At 66.7% G+C, this 17230-nt stretch carries 12 protein-coding genes and 1 pseudogene; 5 read left to right on the top strand and 8 right to left on the bottom strand.

The annotated features are described in order from the left end of the window. Positions 1-92 precede the first annotated feature (92 nt). The 4 genes from ACFQPB_RS14605 to ACFQPB_RS14590 all read left to right on the top strand — a co-directional run bounded on the left by ACFQPB_RS14605 (position 93) and on the right by ACFQPB_RS14590 (position 7677). Positions 93-3608 (top strand): transglutaminase family protein, encoded by a 3516-nt coding sequence (locus ACFQPB_RS14605; RefSeq protein ID WP_382224673.1) that lies wholly within the window; start codon positions 93-95, stop codon positions 3606-3608. Between the two features lie 103 nt (positions 3609-3711). Next, positions 3712-6207 carry a circularly permuted type 2 ATP-grasp protein gene (locus tag ACFQPB_RS14600; protein WP_382224719.1) on the top strand — a complete coding sequence of 832 codons (2496 nt, stop codon included), beginning with the start codon at positions 3712-3714 and terminating at the stop codon, positions 6205-6207. 18 nt (positions 6208-6225) lie between these two features. Next, positions 6226-7170: a transglutaminase family protein gene (locus ACFQPB_RS14595; protein ID WP_382224670.1), complete on the top strand. Its 945-nt coding sequence runs from the start codon at positions 6226-6228 to the stop codon at positions 7168-7170. Between the two features lie 39 nt (positions 7171-7209). After that, on the top strand, positions 7210-7677 hold the full coding sequence (locus tag ACFQPB_RS14590) for a RidA family protein (protein ID WP_382202838.1): 468 nt from the start codon (positions 7210-7212) through the stop codon (positions 7675-7677). A 109-nt stretch (positions 7678-7786) separates the two neighbouring features. Here the strand turns inward: ACFQPB_RS14590 and ACFQPB_RS14585 are convergent. The 8 genes and pseudogenes from ACFQPB_RS14585 to ACFQPB_RS14550 form a co-directional block, all read right to left on the bottom strand. Next, positions 7787-8877: pseudogene (locus ACFQPB_RS14585) on the bottom strand (DNA glycosylase AlkZ-like family protein). A gap of 12 nt (positions 8878-8889) precedes the next feature. Then, positions 8890-9069, bottom strand: a complete 180-nt coding sequence (locus ACFQPB_RS14580) for a hypothetical protein (protein ID WP_382202843.1) — start codon at positions 9067-9069, stop codon at positions 8890-8892. After that, a complete protein-coding gene (gene parC / locus ACFQPB_RS14575; RefSeq protein WP_382224667.1) occupies positions 9069-11450 on the bottom strand; it encodes a DNA topoisomerase IV subunit A in 2382 nt (793 codons plus the stop codon). Before parC ends, ACFQPB_RS14580 begins: the two co-directional genes overlap by 1 nt. Before the next feature lie 18 nt (positions 11451-11468). Then, the gene (locus ACFQPB_RS14570) at positions 11469-11870 is read right to left on the bottom strand and encodes a type II toxin-antitoxin system VapC family toxin (RefSeq protein ID WP_382224664.1); all 402 of its coding nucleotides are present in this window, start codon (positions 11868-11870) and stop codon (positions 11469-11471) included. Between the two features lie 11 nt (positions 11871-11881). Continuing rightward, a complete protein-coding gene (locus ACFQPB_RS14565) occupies positions 11882-12157 on the bottom strand; it encodes an antitoxin (RefSeq protein WP_382224661.1) in 276 nt (91 codons plus the stop codon). Positions 12158-12199: 42 nt separating this feature from the next. Continuing rightward, complete coding sequence (locus tag ACFQPB_RS14560; RefSeq protein WP_382224659.1) at positions 12200-14170, bottom strand: DNA topoisomerase IV subunit B; 1971 nt, start codon at positions 14168-14170, stop codon at positions 12200-12202. Positions 14171-14229: 59 nt separating this feature from the next. Then, positions 14230-15030: a substrate-binding periplasmic protein gene (locus ACFQPB_RS14555; protein ID WP_382224656.1), complete on the bottom strand. Its 801-nt coding sequence runs from the start codon at positions 15028-15030 to the stop codon at positions 14230-14232. Further along, positions 15023-16828, bottom strand: coding sequence for a methyl-accepting chemotaxis protein (locus tag ACFQPB_RS14550; protein WP_382224653.1), 1806 nt, complete (start codon positions 16826-16828; stop codon positions 15023-15025). Before ACFQPB_RS14550 ends, ACFQPB_RS14555 begins: the two co-directional genes overlap by 8 nt. A 90-nt stretch (positions 16829-16918) precedes the next feature. On the opposite strand from ACFQPB_RS14550, the gene ACFQPB_RS14545 reads away from it, so the two are divergent. Beyond that, on the top strand, positions 16919-17062 hold the full coding sequence (locus ACFQPB_RS14545) for a hypothetical protein (RefSeq protein WP_382224650.1): 144 nt from the start codon (positions 16919-16921) through the stop codon (positions 17060-17062). The last annotated feature ends 168 nt before the right edge of the window (positions 17063-17230 follow it).

The following is a 17230-nucleotide window of genomic DNA, read 5'->3' as shown; positions in this document are numbered from 1 at the left end:
TGTCATGAAATGTTGGCGCGGTCCTTGCTAGTATGGCCGTGCGGCATTCTGTTCTGTGCATGCTGCTGTTCTCCCTGACGAAAGCTTATCGCATGGCCATCCACGTTGCCCTGAACCACGTCACCCACTACACCTACGACCGCCCCATCAAACTGGGGCCCCAGGTGGTGCGCTTGCGGCCGGCGCCACACAGCCGCACCAAGGTGCTGTCCTACTCGCAGCGGGTGGAGCCGACCCAGCATTTCATCAACTGGCAACAAGACCCGTTCGCCAACTACCAGGCACGCCTGGTGTTCCCGGAGTCCACGCGCGAATTCAAAGTCACGGTGGACCTGGTGGTCGAGATGGCGGTCTACAACCCCTTCGATTTTTTCCTTGAACCGCATGCTGAGGAATTCCCTTTCGCCTACTCGGCCGACCAGCTCAAGGAGCTGCAGCCCTACCTGGCCAAAGGCGAGCTCACGCCCGCGTTCAAGGCCTACCTGGCCAGTGTGGACAACAAGAAGCAGCGCACCATCGACTTCCTGGTCGGCATCAACCAGAAGCTGCAGGGCGACATCGGCTACCTGATCCGCATGGAGCCCGGTGTACAGACGCCGGAAGAAACTCTGACCAAGGCCAGCGGCTCCTGCCGCGACTCGGGCTGGCTGCTGGTGCAGTTGCTGCGCCACATGGGCCTGGCCGCGCGTTTTGTCTCGGGCTACCTGATCCAGCTCGCGCCCGACGTGAAGGCGGTGGACGGTCCCAGCGGCCCTGAGGCCGACTTCACCGACCTGCACGCCTGGTGCGAGGTCTTCCTGCCCGGTGCTGGCTGGATTGGCCTGGACCCGACCTCGGGCCTGCTGGCCGGTGAAGGCCACATCCCGCTGGCCTGCACACCGCAGCCCAGCAGCGCCGCTCCGATCGAAGGCGCGCTGGACGAATGCGAAGTGACCTTCAGCCACCACATGGGCGTGAGCCGGGTGTACGAATCGCCGCGCGTGACCCGTCCCTACACCGACGAACAATGGACCGCCATCGACGCCCTGGGCCAGCAGGTGGACAAGGAGCTGGTGGCCGGCGACGTGCGCCTGACCATGGGCGGCGAGCCCACCTTTGTGGCCACGCGCGACCGCGACGCCGCCGAGTGGAACACCGACGCCCTGGGCCCCACCAAACGCCATTACGCCACCGAGCTGTTGCACCGCCTGCGCCTGCAGTACGGCGACGGCGGCTTTCTGCACCTGGGCCAGGGCAAGTGGTACCCAGGCGAGCAGCTGCCGCGCTGGGCCTTGTCGCTGTTCTGGCGTGCCGATGGCGAGCCGATTTGGCACAACCCCGCCCTGTTTGCCGACGAACGCGAACCGGCCAAATACACCGCCGACGATGCCCGCCGTTTCAGCCAGGCGCTGGCGCGCAAGCTGGGTCTGTCCACCCAGCACATCACGCCCGGTTACGAGGACACGTTTTACTACCTGTGGCGCGAACGCCGCCTGCCGGTCAACGTGGACCCCTTTGACGCCAAGCTGGACGACGAGATGGAGCGCCAGCGCCTGCGCCGCGTGTTTGGCCAAGGGCTGGAGGCGGTGGTGGGCTACGTGTTGCCGCTGCAGGCCCACGCCATGCCCGGCCCCAACGCCGCCAAGGGCGTGCGCACCCTGGGACTGGGCGGCACCCGCTGGACCACCGGCCCCTGGTTTTTCCGCGACGAGCGCATGTACCTCATGCCGGGCGACTCGCCCATGGGCTACCGCCTGCCGCTGGACTCGCTGCCCTGGGTCAGCAAGGCCGACTACCCCTACCTGATCGAACAAGACCCACTGGGCCAGCGCGACGCCTTGCCCGAGGGCAGCGCCTTCAAGCGCCAGTACGCGCCGCACCAGATCGGCGGCGGTTTCGCCGAAGGCGGCGTGGTCTCCATGCAGAACGCCGAGTTCGGTGTGCACAGCGACGACGGCACACCCGCCTGGCAAGGCGACCCCAGCGGCCAGGGCGTGCCCGGGGCCGCACCCGCCCAGCCCATGAGCACACGCTACCCGGCACGTGGCGAATCGGCCGCGTGGCTGACCCGCACCGCGTTGTGCATCGAAGCCCGCGACCCACAACGCGCCAACGGCCCCAAAGCCGAAGCCAGCGTGGGAGGCAAAAGCAGCCACCTCTACATCTTCATGCCGCCGCTGGCGCGTCTGGAGGACTACCTGGATCTGCTTGCCGCCATCGAGGCCACGGCCGAGAAGCTGGGCGTGCAGGTGGTGCTGGAAGGCTACCCGCCACCGCGCGACCCGCGTCTGAAAATGCTGCAGGTCACGCCCGACCCCGGCGTGGTCGAGGTCAACATCCACCCCGCCCACAACTGGGGCGAGCTGGTGGAGCACACCGAGTTCCTGTACGAGGCCGCGCACCAAACCCACATGTGCGCCGAGAAGTTCATGACCGATGGGCGACACACCGGCACCGGTGGCGGCAACCACTTCGTCATGGGCGGCGCCACACCGGCCGATTCGCCCTTCCTGCGCAAGCCCGAGCTGCTGGGCAGCCTGGTGGCCTACTGGCACAACCACCCCTCGCTGAGCTACCTGTTCAGCGGCCTGTTCATCGGCCCCACCAGCCAGGCACCGCGGGTGGACGAGGCGCGCAACGACCAGCTCTACGAGCTGGAGATCGCGCTCAACCAGATCGAGAAGAACCGGGGCATACACGGGCAGGACATGCCGCCCTGGCTGGTGGACCGCACGCTGCGCAACATCCTGGTGGACGTGACCGGCAACACCCACCGCAGCGAGTTCTGCATCGACAAGCTCTACTCGCCCGACAGCAGCACCGGCCGCTTAGGACTGCTGGAGCTGCGCGCCTTCGAGATGCCACCTCACGCCCGCATGAGCGTGGCCCAGCAGCTGCTGCTGCGCGCCCTGGTGTCGCGCTTCTGGAAGCAGCCCTGGAAAGGCCGCCTGACCCGCTGGGGCACCGAGCTGCACGACCGCTTCCTGCTGCCCACCTTCGTGCGCATGGACTTCGAGGACGTGCTGGCCGACCTGCGCGATGCCGGCTACCCCTTCGAGATGGGCTGGTTCGAGCCGCATTTCGAGTTCCGCTTCCCGCTGGTGGGCCAGGTGCGTGCGCGCGGCATGGAACTGACCCTGCGCAACGCGCTGGAGCCCTGGCACGTGATGGGCGAGGAAGGCTCGGCCGGTGGCACCGTGCGCTACGTCGATTCGTCACTGGAGCGCCTGGAGGTGCACATCAGCGGCTGGAACGACAGCCGCTACGTCGTCACCGTCAACGGTCGCGCCCTGCCGGTGCAACCCACCGGCACCACCAGCCACTATGTGGCGGGCGTGCGCTACAAGGCCTGGAACCCGCCCTCCGCCCTGCACCCCAGCATCGGCGTGCACGCCCCGCTGACCTTCGACATCGTGGACACCTGGATGAAACGGTCGCTGGGCGGCTGTCAGTACCACGTGACCCACCCGGGCGGGCGCAACTACGACAGCTTTCCGGTCAACGCCTACGAGGCCGAAAGCCGGCGCTTGTCGCGCTTCTTCCAGATGGGGCACACGCCCGGGCAGATGGTGGTGCAGCCGGCCCAACACAGCCAGGAATTCCCCTTTACCCTCGATTTGCGACAGTGAAATGTCAATTCAATCAACCGTCTGAAGCCGGGCATACTCGGGGGCCGTGAAAGCCCCCGACCCCACCCTTTTTGGCGACAACGCCCACGAGAGCCCGGCCCAGATGGCGGCGGCCATGGGTGGCCGCGCCGACGCCGGTCACCTCGACGAACTGCGTGACGAGGCTGGTGCCATCCGTCCGCACTGGACCGAGTTTTTCGAACACGTGGGCTTTGAGGGCCTGGGCGACCTGAACCGGCGCCAGCACAACCTGGCCCGCCAGATACGCGACAACGGCGTCACCTACAACGTCTACGCCGACGACCAGGGCGGCCAGCGCCCGTGGGCACTGGATTTGTTGCCGATGATCGTGACGCCCGACGACTGGGCCAGCATCGAAGCCGGCGTGCTGCAGCGTGCCGACCTGCTCAACCGCATCTGCGCCGACATCTACGGCCCCCGTGAACTGCTCAAGCGTGCCTTGCTGCCGGCGGCGCTGGTGCAAGGCCACCCCGGTTATGTGCGCGCCATGCACGGTGTGAGCCCGCCTGGCGACACCTGGCTGCACATCGCAGCGTTCGATCTGGCGCGGGGCCCCGACGGCCGCTGGTGGGTGGTGTCGCAGCGCACCCAGGCACCCTCCGGTCTGGGCTACCTGCTCGAAAACCGCATCGCCATCAGCCGCCAGTTTCCCAAAGCTTTTGGTGGCATGAAGGTGCAGCGCCTGGCGGCCAGCTACCGCGCGCTGATGGAGGGTATACAACGCATGGTGCCCGAAGGGGCCAACGCCCGCATTGCGCTGCTGACGCCCGGCCCGTACAACGAAACCTATTTCGAGCACGCCTACCTGGCACGTTACCTGGGCCTGAGTCTGGTCGAAGGCAGCGACCTCACGGTGCGCGACCAACGCGTGTACCTCAAGACCCTCCAGGGCCTGGAGCCGGTGCACGCGCTCATCAAACGCCTGGACGACGAGTGGCTGGACCCGCTGGAGCTGCGCAGCAACTCGGCCTTGGGTGTGCCCGGCCTGCTGCAAGCCCTGCGCGCGGGCAACCTGCTGCTGGCCAACGCACCCGGCACGGCACCGCTGGAGTCGAGCGCGCTGCTGGGCTTTTTGCCCGCACTGAGTCGGCATCTGCTGGGGCAGGAACTCGCCCTGCCCTCGCTGGACACCTGGTGGTGTGGCGAGGCCGCCGCCTTGCAGCGGGTGCTGCCCCTGCTCAAGCAGAGCGTGATCAAGCCGACCCGGCCCGACCTCGGCAAAGGCACCCAGATGGGCCAGCGCCTGAGCGCCGACGCGCTGGACCAGCTCACCGGCCGCATGGTGCGCCAGCCCGAGAACTACACGGTGCAGACCTACCTGCCGTTGTCGCAGACCCCCACCTGGAAGGGCGACCACCTGGCGCCCCGCTCGGCCATGCTGCGCGTGTTTGCGCTGGCCGAAGGACCGCAGTCGTGGCGGGTGTTGCCCGGCGGCATGGTGCGCCTGGCGCCGCGTGGCCAGCTCATGGCTTCCATGCAGCGCGGGGGCAGCAGCGCCGACTGCTGGGTGCTCACGAGGGGCGAGGTCGACCACACCACGCTGTTGAACCAGGCGCCCATTCCCATCGATCAGCTCGAACACAAGCGCCCGGTGACCAGCCGGGCGGCTGAAAACCTGTTCTGGCTGGGCCGCTACACCGAACGCGCTGAAAACAGCGTGCGCCTGGCGCAAATCGCGCTGCGCAGCCTGCACGGCGAAGACCAGAGTTCGCCCGCCCTGCTCAACTGGCTGGGTGCCAGCGCGATGGGCAACGGCCTGGTGTTGCCCGATGTGCCCAGCGCAGCCCAGTCGCCGCGTGTGTTCGAACGCTCGCTGATCGCGATGCTCGCACCCGACAGTGGCGCCCACAGCGTGGGGTTCAACCTGCGCGCGCTGTCGCAGGCGGCGGCCAGCGTGCGTGAACGCCTGTCGCAAGAGCAACGCAACCTCATCGAACGGGTGCTGGTGGCCTTCTCTGACGCTTGCGAGCAGCTCAGCGCCGACGCCGAGTACGCGCCACAGGAAGCCCTCAACGCGCTGGAGTTGACCAGCGAAGGCCTGGCCGCCATCACCGGCGCACAAACCGACCGCATGGTGCGCGACGACGGCTGGCGCCTGCTCAGTATTGGCCGCCACATCGAGCGCCTGGGCACGCTGTCGCAAGCGCTGGCCGACGGCCTGACCCACGCCAGCCTGTCCGAGGACGGCGGCTTCGAGGCCCTGGTGGCCTTGTTCGACAGCACCATCACCTTCCACGCCCGCTACCAGCAGCGACGCGATCTGCCCGCCCTGGTGGACATGCTGGTGCTCGACCGCGACAACCCGCGCTCGCTGGCCTGGGTGTTGGGCACCCTGCGCTCGCGGCTGTCCAAGCTCGCCAACACGGTGCACGGCGAGGTCTCGGAACTGGCCCAGCCCCTGCCCGACCCCGCCGGCTGGACGCTGACCGCGTTTTGCGACACCACCGCCCGGGGCCAACCGTCGGCCCTGCTGGCGGTGCTGAGCCAATGTCGGCAAGCGGCCATGGACCTGTCGGACGACATCAACCGCCGTCACTTCAGCCACGCCGACCGCGACAACCAGGCCTTGATGACCTGACCCCAGCCGGAGCCCGCGATGGAACTGCGCATCGTCCACGAAACCTGCTACGACTACGCGGCGCCCGTGATGCTGGCGCAGCACATGGCCCACCTGCGGCCCAGCGCCGAGCTGGCGGGCCAGACACTGCTCTCACACCAACTCAGTGTCACGCCCGAACCCGCCCAGGCCATGGAGGGCGAAGACGCCTTTGGCAACCCGCGCCACTTCTTTGCCCTGCAAGTGCCCCACGACCGCTTGTGTGTGCACGCCGACATGGCCGTGCGCACCGAGGCGCCGCAGCCCTTGCCCGAATCCCCGGCATGGGAGGCGGTGCGCGACCATTTCCGCTACCACGCCGGCGCAGCCTTTGACGCCGCCAACGAATTCCTGTTCGCCTCGCCTTTTGTGCCGCGCGATGAGGCCTTTATCGATTTCGCCCGCGCCGTCTTCACGCCCGAACGTGCGCTGTTCGACGCTTGCGAGGCGCTGATGACGCGGATACATGCCGAGTTCGAATACCGCAGTGGCAGCACCGAGATCAACACCCCGGCCCTCACCGCGCTGGAGCAGCGCCAAGGCGTCTGCCAGGACTTTGCCCACATCATGCTGGGCTGCCTGCGCAGCCTGGGGCTGGCGGCGCGCTACGTCAGCGGTTACCTGCTGACCCAGGTGCCCGAGGGCCAGGCGCGGCTGATCGGCGCCGATGCCTCGCACGCCTGGGTGGCGGTCTATTGCCCCGGTGCAGACGGCGAGGACGGTGTGTGGTGCGACTTCGACCCCACCAACAACCGCTGCGGTCTGGGCCGCCCCGGCGAAGACTACGTGACCCTGGCCCTGGGCCGCGATTTTGGCGACGTGTCGCCGCTGCGCGGCGTCATCCAGGGCGGTGGCAGCCACAATCTGCACGTGGGCGTGACGGTGGCGCCGGTGGACCAGTTTCCAGTCGCTGACCCAGCCACCGCTCAAGAGGGTGGCCGATAGAATGGCCCGCTTCACATCACACACACCCTGGAGCCCCACGTGTCCGTCTACGACCAACTCAAAGCCCTCGACATCACGCTGCCCCCCGTGGCCGTGCCTGCCGCAGCCTATGTGCCTTTTGTGCAAACGGGCAAGCTGGTGTTCCTGAGCGGCCACATCGCCAAAAAAGACGGCAAGGCCTGGGTCGGCCAGCTGGGCACCAACATGGCTACCGATGAAGCCAAGGCTGCTGCCCGTGCCGTCGCCATCGACCTCATGGGCACGCTGGACGCGGCCTGCAAAGCCGCCGGTACCGATCTGAACGGTGTCAAGCGCATCGTCAAGCTCATGAGCCTGGTCAACTCCAGCCCCAATTACACCGAGCACCACCTGGTCACCAATGGCTGCTCTGAACTGATCGGCCAGGTGTTTGGCGACAAAGGTCTGCACGCCCGCAGCGCTTTCGGTGTGGCGCAATTGCCCATGGGCACCTGTGTTGAAATTGAAATGATCGCCGAGTTGGCCTGATTCAAAAGCGCCATACTGGTGCACTTCGCATTCGTATGGTGCATTTGGCGCTTTTTTGGGAGCCCCGGCTTCGGCGCCCTGAAACGGGGCGGGCACTTGGTCAGAGCGATCAACGGGGCGCGAGAAACTGCTCGAAACGTGCCAATTCGGTGTTCAAGGCCGAATCGAAAGCGGGCTCGCTGGGCCGACCTGTGACGAAGCCCAGTTCGTGCCGTAAGGTGCCCCGTTCCAGCCGCAGGTTGGCCCAACCCACCACCTGCTCGCCCCACAGCAGGGGCAAGGCGTAGTGGCCCATGGTGCGTTGGGGGGCGGGCACGTAGGCCTCGAAGCGGTAGGCCCACCCCCACAGCAGCTCAAAGCGTGGCGGTCCCACACCACCGGGTCGAAGGGCGCCAGCAGGCGCACCGTGGGTTCGGGCCGGTGACGGCGCGAGGCAGGGTTTTCGTCGGCCGGCCAGAACCAGTCCACACCGTCCACCCGCGCATGGCCGTAGCGGCTGGCAGCGGCCTTGGCCACGGCACGGGCCTCGGTCATCAGTTGGGGCGCGCCGTAGCGCAGCAGGGTCACGAGGTAGCCCAGGCTGGCGGCCGGCAGCGGCGCGTAGAGGTTCACGATGTGGTCCACCAGGGCCTCGGCGCGGGTGCGGCGTGTGACCGGGTCGTCGTCCTGCGGCGGGTGCGCCACCGCTTCATAAACACGGGTGCCCGATTCGCGGCGGCGCACGCGCAACCAGCCGTGGCGGTGCATCTCCTCCAGCAAGCGGGTGCTGGCGTTCAGGTCGCCGCCCCAGTAGCCAGCCACGCGGCCGTGGTGCGCAAAGGCTTCGCCGACCTCGCGCGGGTGCACGGCCCCCCGTTCGCGCACAAAGGCCAGCAACTCGTGGGCGCGGCGGGTAGCGGCGGCGTCCCAGGCGCGGCGTGGGGAGCGCGGGTGCAGCAGGGCGGTCCAGTCGCGTGGCACAAACCCATAGTTGACGAAGGCCTCTTCCTCAATGGCCAGCCGCTCGTAGCGCCGCTCCAGGTCACCGGCGCGGTAGCCCTTGACCCGCTGGAAGAGGATGAGGTCTTGCGCGCGCGCCGGCGCCCGCATGGGGTCGGCCTGCACAAAGCCGAGCCGTTTGATGGCGGCCGACAGCGTGGTGGGCTTGAACAGGCTGCGCGCAATGGCGTGGCGGCGCAAGTGGTCCAGCGTCACGCCCATCGCAGCCCCGCCTCAGACCTTGCCGCGGCGGGCCTGGGCGCGGCGCACCTGGCGGCTTTGCCGGCTCGCCGCCAGGGCCTTGTCCCGGGCCTGGTGTTTTTGGCGTATGCGGGTCGATACCCACTTGGCCACCCCAAAAGCGACGACAAAACCGCCAATCGCGAGCAGCGCCCCCACGGCGTTGTTGTCCATCATTCCACCCGCGTCACACGGTTGGGCTTGAAGCCCAGGTCGGCGGCCTTGCCCTTGCGCCCACGCGCGGCGCGGGCGTTGTTGAGGCTGCGGATTTCCAGTGTTTCGTCGCGCTCCTTGCCGCCGCGTCCAATGCCCTCGATCTTGATGCTGCGGGTGTAGGCCACCGCGCCGGCCAGCGTGTCTTTGGCCTCCAGGTCGATCAACATCAGGCCGCGCCCGCCCTTCTCCATCTGCTTGAGTTCGCCGATGTCAAAGGTGAGGATGCGCCCGCCGGTGGACGCGCAGGCCACGTGCGTGGCGGGCGCCAGCGCCTGGCTGCCGCTGGTGAACGCGGCGTGTGAAGGCGCACAAATCGTCTCGCCCTCGCCCAGGTTGAGGAAAGCCTTGCCGCCCTTCTGGCGCGAGACCATGTTCTCCACCGTGGCGATGAAACCGTAGCCGCCCGAGCCACTCAACAGCAGCGCGGCGTTGGCCGGTCCGGCAAAATAATGCAGCGGCTGGGTGCCGGATTCGAGGTCGATCAGGGTGGTGATGGGCTGGCCGTCGCCCCGGGCACCCGGCAGCGCAGACACGGGCACCGAATACACGCGCCCGTTGCTGCCGAACACGATCAGCGTGTCCACCGTGCGGCACTCGAAGGTACCGTACAGGCCGTCGCCCGCCTTGAAGGCGAAGCCGCCCGCCTCGTGGCCGTGACCGGTGCGCGCACGCACCCAGCCTTTTTGCGACACCACCACCGTCACCGGCTCGTCCACCACCTTGACCTCGGCCACGGCTTTCTTCTCGGCCTGGATGAGGGTGCGGCGGGCGTCGGCAAAGGTCTTGGCGTCTGCCTCGATTTCCTTGACCATGAGCCGGCGCAGCGTCGCTTCACTGCCCAGAATGTCTTCGAGTTTGCCCTGCTCTTCGCGCAGTTCTTTCAGCTCCTGCTCGATCTTGATGGCTTCCAGCCGCGCCAGTTGGCGCAGCCGGATTTCCAGGATGTCCTCGGCCTGCCGGTCGCTCAGATTGAAGCGCGCGATCAGCGCCGCCTTGGGCTCATCGCTCTGGCGGATGATGGCGATCACCTCGTCGATGTTGAGCAGCACCAGCTGCCGGCCTTCGAGGATGTGGATGCGGTCCAGCACCTTTTGCAGGCGGTGCTGGCTGCGCCGGGTGATGGTGGTCTGGCGGAAGCTGACCCACTCCAGCAACATCTGGCGCAGCGACTTCTGGATGGGTTTGCCGTCCAGGCCCACCATGGTCATGTTGATGGAGGACGAGGTCTCCAGGCTGGTGTGGGCCAGCAGGGTGGTGATGAGCTCCTGCTGCAGGGTGCGGCTGGTCTTGGGTTCGAACACCAGGCGCACGGCGGCGTCCTTGCTCGACTCGTCGCGCACGCCGTCCAGCACCGCCAGCACGGTTTGTTTGAGCTGGTTCTGGTCTTGTGTCAGCGCCTTTTTGCCGGCCTTGAGCTTGGGGTTGGTCAGTTCCTCGATTTCTTCCAGCACCTTTTGCGAGCTGACACCCGGCGGCAATTCGTTGACCACCAGCTGCCACTGGCCCCGCGCCAGTTCCTCGATCTTCCAGCGTGCGCGCACCTTGAGACTGCCGCGGCCGCTGCGGTAGGCGTCGGCAATGTCGGAAGACGTGCTGATGATTTGGCCGCCGCCGGGGTAGTCGGGGCCGGGCACGAGCGTGAACAGGTCCTCATCGCTCAGTTTGGGGTTCTTCACCAGCGCCACGCAGGCGTCGGCCACCTCGCGCAGGTTGTGGCTGGGGATTTCGGTGGCCAGGCCCACGGCGATGCCGCTGGCGCCGTTGAGCAGCACAAAAGGCAGGCGCGCCGGCAGCTGGCGCGGTTCTTCAAACGAGCCGTCGTAGTTGGGGATGAAATCCACCGTGCCCTGGTCGATCTCGTCGAGCAGCAGGCCGGTGATTTTGGCCAGCCGGGCCTCGGTGTAGCGCATGGCGGCGGCACCGTCGCCATCGCGGCTGCCGAAGTTGCCCTGGCCGTCGATCAGCGGGTAGCGCTGGGAAAAGTCCTGCGCCATGCGCACCAGCGCGTCGTAAGCAGCGCTGTCGCCGTGCGGGTGGTACTTGCCCAGCACATCACCCACCACACGGGCACTTTTCACCGGCTTGGCCGCCGTGTTGCCCGAGTAACCCAGGCCCATGCGCTCCATGCTGTAGAGGATGCGCCGCTGCACCGGCTTCTGGCCGTCGCACACATCGGGCAGCGCCCGGCCCTTGACCACGCTCAGCGCGTATTCGAGGTAGGCGCGCTGGGCGTAGGCGGCCAGGCTGTCGTCGTCAGGCTCCACGGGCGGGGGCGGCGCAGGGGGTTCGGCGGGCGGTGGGGTCTGCGGCTCGTCGGGCAGGATCAGTTCTTCGGTCATGTGGTCTTCAGGGTGGCCTCAGGCCATCCAGTCTTGCCACTTGAGGTCGGGCACGACCTCGAAGTGGCGGGTGTTGTGGGTCACCAGGGTCAGGCCGGTGGCCAGGGTGTGGGCGGCAATCTGGGTGTCGATTTCGCCGATGGGCCGACCCATGGACATCAGGTGGTGCTTCACATGTCCGTATGCCTCCGCTGCGTCGGCTGTCCAGTCCAGCACGGGCAATTGCGCCAACAAACGGTCGATGCGTGGGCGGCGCTTGTCATCTGCCTGCATGCGGTTTTGGCCATAGCGGACCTCGGCCAGGGTGATCGCAGAAATCGCCACCGCGCGGTTGAACATTTCGTCGCGCATGCGCATCAGCAGGCCGTCGTGCCGGCCTTTGATGAAGTCGCTGAGGACATTGGTATCGAGGAGGTACATGCCCAGAAGCGTCACGCAGCCGAACCATCGCCGTCGAACGGATCGGGGCGGTACGCGTCATCGCGCGGCGGGATGAACTCGTCGGCCACGGGCGCCTCACGTATCTCGCGAATCAAGTCGTCAATCTCGCGGCGCCGCGCGCGCTCATCCCGTTTGGGCCGCAAGACAAGATCGCCCGTCGCCTCGTTGCGCGTGATCCAGACCTCTTGGGCATCCAGCCGAAAGGCCTTGGGCAGTCGCACGGCCTGGCTGTTGCCGGTGGTGAATACTTTGGCGGTTGCGGTCATGACACACTCCTGACGTATATACGCATTGTATATACATGGAGGTCAAATATCGATGTCCACCTCGTCGCCGCGCAGCTCCATCAGCTCGCGGCGCGCCGCCGCCTCGCCCTTGCCCATGAGCTTGGTGATCTCGGCCTCGGTGCGGGCGAAGTCGATGTTGCCCAGTTGCACTGGCAGCAGCCGGCGCGTGTCGGGGTTGAGGGTGGTGTCCCACAGTTGTTCGGCGCTCATCTCACCCAGGCCCTTGAAGCGGCTGATGGGGCATTTTTCGCGTGGCACGCCGTCTTTGGCGCATTTGTCGAGGATGGCGGTCAGCTCACCGTCGTCCAGCGCGTAGTGTTTGGCCGCCGGCTTTTTGCCGCGCGCGGGCACGTCCACCCGAAACAGCGGCGGGCGCGCCACAAACACGTGGCCGGCCTCGATGAGCTTGGGAAAGTGTCGGAAAAACAGCGTGAGCAGCAGCACCTGGATGTGCGAACCGTCCACATCGGCGTCCGAGAGGATGCAGATCTTGCCGTAACGCAGGCCACTGAGGTCGGGGCTGTCGGTAGGGCCGTGCGGGTCCACACCGATGGCCACCGAGATGTCGTGAATTTCGTTGTTGGCGAACAGGCGGTCGCGCTCCACCTCCCAGGTGTTGAGCACCTTGCCGCGCAGCGGCAGCACGGCCTGGCATTCTTTGTCGCGGCCCATTTTGGCGCTGCCACCGGCCGAGTCGCCCTCCACCAGAAACAACTCGTTGTGGGCGATGTCGCGGCTTTCGCAGTCGGTCAGCTTGCCGGGCAACACCGCCACGCCACTGCCTTTGCGCTTTTCCACTTTCTGGCCGGCGCGCTGGCGCGTCTGCGCGGCCTTGATGGCCAGCTCGGCCAGCTTCTTGCCGTGGTCCACGTGCTGGTTGAGCCAGAGTTCGAGCGTCGGGCGCACAAAGCTGGACACCAGCCGCACCGCGTCGCGCGAGTTGAGCCGCTCCTTGACCTGGCCCTGGAACTGCGGGTCCAGCACCTTGGCGCTCAGCACGTAGCTGGCGCGGGCAAACACGTCCTCAGGCAGCAGCTTGACGCCCTTGGGCAGCAGGCTGTGCAAGTCGATGAAGCTCTTGACGGCGTTGAACAGGCCATCACGCAAACCGCTGTCGTGGGTGCCACCGGCGCTGGTGGGGATGAGGTTGACGTAGCTCTCGCGCACCGGCTGGCCGTCTTCGGTGAAAGCCACGCACCAGTTGGCGCCCTCGCCTTCGGCAAAACTCTCGCTGCTGGCGTCGGCAAAACCTTCACCGTCAAACAGGGGGATCACCGGCTCGCCATTCAGGGTCTGCTGCAGGTAGTCGCGCAGGCCGCCTTTGTATTGCCAGGTCTGGGTTTCCTTGGTTTTTTCATTCACCAGGGACACCGCCACACCAGGCATCAGCACCGCCTTGCTGCGCAGCAGGTGGGTCAGCTCGCCCAGGGGCAGTGTGGCCGAATCGAAGTACTTGGCGTCGGGCCAGGCGCGCACCGTGGTGCCTTGTTTGCGCTCGCCGTCCTGCAGCGGGCGGATGGCGATGGGTTCCACCACGTCGCCGGCAGCAAACACCAGGCGGGCGAATTGCCCTTCGCGGTGGCTGCTCACCTCCAGCCGGGTGGACAGCGCGTTGGTCACGCTCACACCCACACCGTGCAGGCCACCCGAAAAGCTGTAGGCGCCGCCCTTGCCCTTGTCGAACTTGCCGCCCGCGTGCAGGCGGGTGAACACCAGTTCAATGACGGGCGCGTTTTCCTCGGGGTGCAGGCCGTGTGGGATGCCCCGCCCGTCGTCCTCCACGCTCACCGAGCCGTCGATGTGCAGGATGACCTTGATCTTCTTGCCGTGGCCAGCCAACGCCTCGTCGGCGGCGTTGTCCAGCACCTCTTGGATGATGTGCAGCGGGTTGTCGGTGCGGGTGTACATGCCCGGCCGCTGCTTGACCGGCTCCAGGCCCTTGAGGACGCGGATGGAGCCTTCGGAATACTCGGGAACGGGTTTGACTGCCATGGGCGCGGATTGTAGGCGGGGCGCCGGCGCCGTCCGACCACTCTACCGCCAGAGGGGCCTCAGGGCACCGCGCGCTCGATGGCCCGGTTCAGGCGCTCGATCAGGCTGTCGGGTGTGTTCAGGCTGCACATGATGTGCCTTTTTTCACCCGCTGGCATCCCCACGAGGCGAACCACGCGGGTGCCGGCCAGTGCGAGCCCCAACACCTCCTGCAGGCCTCGCACCTCTTCGGGCGCGGTCAACATGAAGTCCACCCGGCCCAGCGCCACCATTCGCGCCATGCTGACGTTGTCGCTGGAGGTTTCACGCCGGTTGAACTTGGCCGTGCCCACCAGGGCGTCCAGCTCGGTGCCGAAGGAGTAGCCCTGCTTGAACAGCGCCACCAGCGACGCATCGTTCAACAGCGAGGCGATGGGGTCCCCGTCCCGCAAACGCTCGGGCGGCAGATTGGTCAAGACCACATGCGCCGAATCCTGGTAGATCGGCTGGGTGAACTTGGCAAAACGCTGGCGCTCGGGCCGCATAAACCAGCCCACCGCACAGTTCACCGGGCTGTCATCGCGGGCGTTCTGAATCATGTGCAGTTGCCGTGCCGAGGGAAAGGACGCCACCTGGAAGGAAATGCCCACCAGCTCGAAAGCACGCATTGCCGGAGTGCCGGTCAGTCCAACCAGCCGCCCGTCGCGGATCATGTTGTAGGGCGGACGGTCATGGATGTGGAGCAAGACCGGCCCCGCCGCCGCGGGCGAGCCCACGAGCAGCCCCGCCAGCCCGAGGAACAGCAGCATCCACAAGCGCAGGGCCTGCTGGGCCACGCAGACCCCGGCTCTGCCATGGCAGGGCCGACGCCACTCAGCCACGGCCTGTCTCCAAGGTGAAAGCACCCACGGTGTGCAGCAAACGCTCCACCTGGTCATTCACCACCGCCGAAGCCGCCGCCGACTCCTCCACCAACGCCGCGTTTTGCTGGGTGGTGCGGTCCATCTCATGGATGGCCTGACTGATCTGGTCGATGCCTGCGCTCTGGTGTCCGGTGGACTGGTTGAGTTTGTCGATGATGCCGGCCACCTCCTGGATGCCCGTGACGATCTCGGTCATGGTGGCCCCGGTGGCACGCACACGTTGGTTGCCGGTGTCCACACTGCGGCGCGAGGCGTCGATCAAGTCCTTGATTTCCTTGGCCGCGTTGGCGCTGCGCTGCGCCAGGCTGCGCACTTCGCTGGCCACCACCGCAAACCCGCGCCCATGTTCACCGGCCCGGGCGGCTTCCACGGCGGCGTTCAAGGCCAGGATGTTGGTCTGGAAGGCGATGCCATCGATCACACCAATGATCTCGCCGATGCGCGATGAGGCTTCGGCGATCTCGCCCATGGTGCTGACCACCCCTTGCATGGCCTCGCCGCCCTTGCCTGCCGCCTGGTTGGCCGAGGCTGTGAGCCGGCTGGCCAGTTGGGCCGAATCGGCCAGTTGGCGCACGGCGTTGTTCAGCTCGTCCAGCGACGCCGCCGTCTCCTCGATGTTGCCGGCCGAACGTTCGGTGCGACTGGACAAGTCCATGTTGCCGACCTTGATTTCGTTGGTGGCCGCGTGCACCGCCTGCGCCCCGTCGCGGATGTCGCACAGCACCAGGCCGATCTTGCTCACAAAGGCATTGAAAGCGCGGGCGATCTGGTCCACCTCGTCGCTGCCCACCACCGGCAGGCGCCGGGTCAGATCGCCGCCGCTCTGGCTGATCTCGTCCAGCGCGTCGCGCACCGCATTCAGGCGGCGGAAGGACTGTGCGGTTAGCAGCGCGCTCAAGCCCGCCGTGGCCAGAGCCAACAAGACCACAGACAACACCATCAGGCGCACGATTTCGCGCAGGCTGGCGGTGGCATCGCCCACGTCCAGGCCCACCGCCAGGTACCAGTCGGTGCCCTTGATCTCCTTGATCTTGAGCAGCTTTTCGCCACCCAGGTCGAGCGGGGCCACCATCGACCCGCTTGCCAGCTCACGCAGCCGTTCGGGTGTGAGCGCGGGAGACAGCTCGGTGGAGGCCTTGAGCGTCATTTCACTCGCGGGTGCGGCCAGCAGCATGCCATCCTTGTCCACCACAAAGGCCACGCTGTTGGGCGTGGGGCGGATGGCGGCCGCCACCTCTTGCACCACCTGCAGCGGCATCACGCCGCTGAGCACGCCGGTGGCCTTGCCTTCGCGCATCAAGGGCGCGGCAAACGACACGAAAGGCGCACCGGTGGTGGCGTCGGCGTACGGCTTGGTCACCAGCAGGCGGCCAGCGGCCACCGCACTTTTGTACCAGGGCCGTGCCGTGGGGTCGAAGGTGGCGGGTGTGTTGGGGTTGCTGGACACGAAGGATTTGTCCTCCCAGCCCACCGTGGCGATGCGAAAGCCATTGGACTTGGCCATGTGCACCACCAAGCCCTGGGGATCGCCAGGCCTGACGGCATCGGCCGTGGCCTGCACCGCCGCAGCCTTGCTGGACACCCAGGTTTCAATCGTTACGGTGTTGCCTTCGGTGATGGCACGCAGGTTCTGCTCAATGGCCTGCATGGTGTTGCTGCGCACGATCTGGTAAGACACAGCCCCCGTGATGGCCAAGGCGGTGACCACCGCCAGCGATGAGATGACGAGGATGCGGGCGCGGATGGTTTTGATCATGACAATCACTCCTTGTTGTTATGCGATGGGAAACGGCCAGTGGGCGGACCGCACTTGGCCGCCAGGTGCGGCGCAGCGCCCGGAACGGCGATGGGCGCCCACATGGGGGCACACGGCTGCCAGCGCGTGGGCGCCGTGGGCGTGTGGATGGGGGTGGGTGCGGTGACCCGCTGGTGGGATGAGGCCGCAGGCGGTGTGCACAAAACACACGCCTATGGGCCGGGTTTCAAATGACCATGACATGAGACGCTCCCTGTTGTCGCTTGATTGCGATCTAACGTTTTTTGACACTGTAGGGCCACCAATGTGACCTATCAATTCATTTACTTAACAATTTGAGGCAATGGTCACATTCGCAACAAACACCCTGTATTCGCCATTCGCACCGGCGCCCGGCCCCAC

The sequence above is a fragment of the Hydrogenophaga atypica genome (genome assembly GCF_042665215.1).
GTDB lineage: Bacteria > Pseudomonadota > Gammaproteobacteria > Burkholderiales > Burkholderiaceae_C > Hydrogenophaga > Hydrogenophaga defluvii_A.
This window is presented reverse-complemented; position numbering and strand designations above follow the sequence as displayed.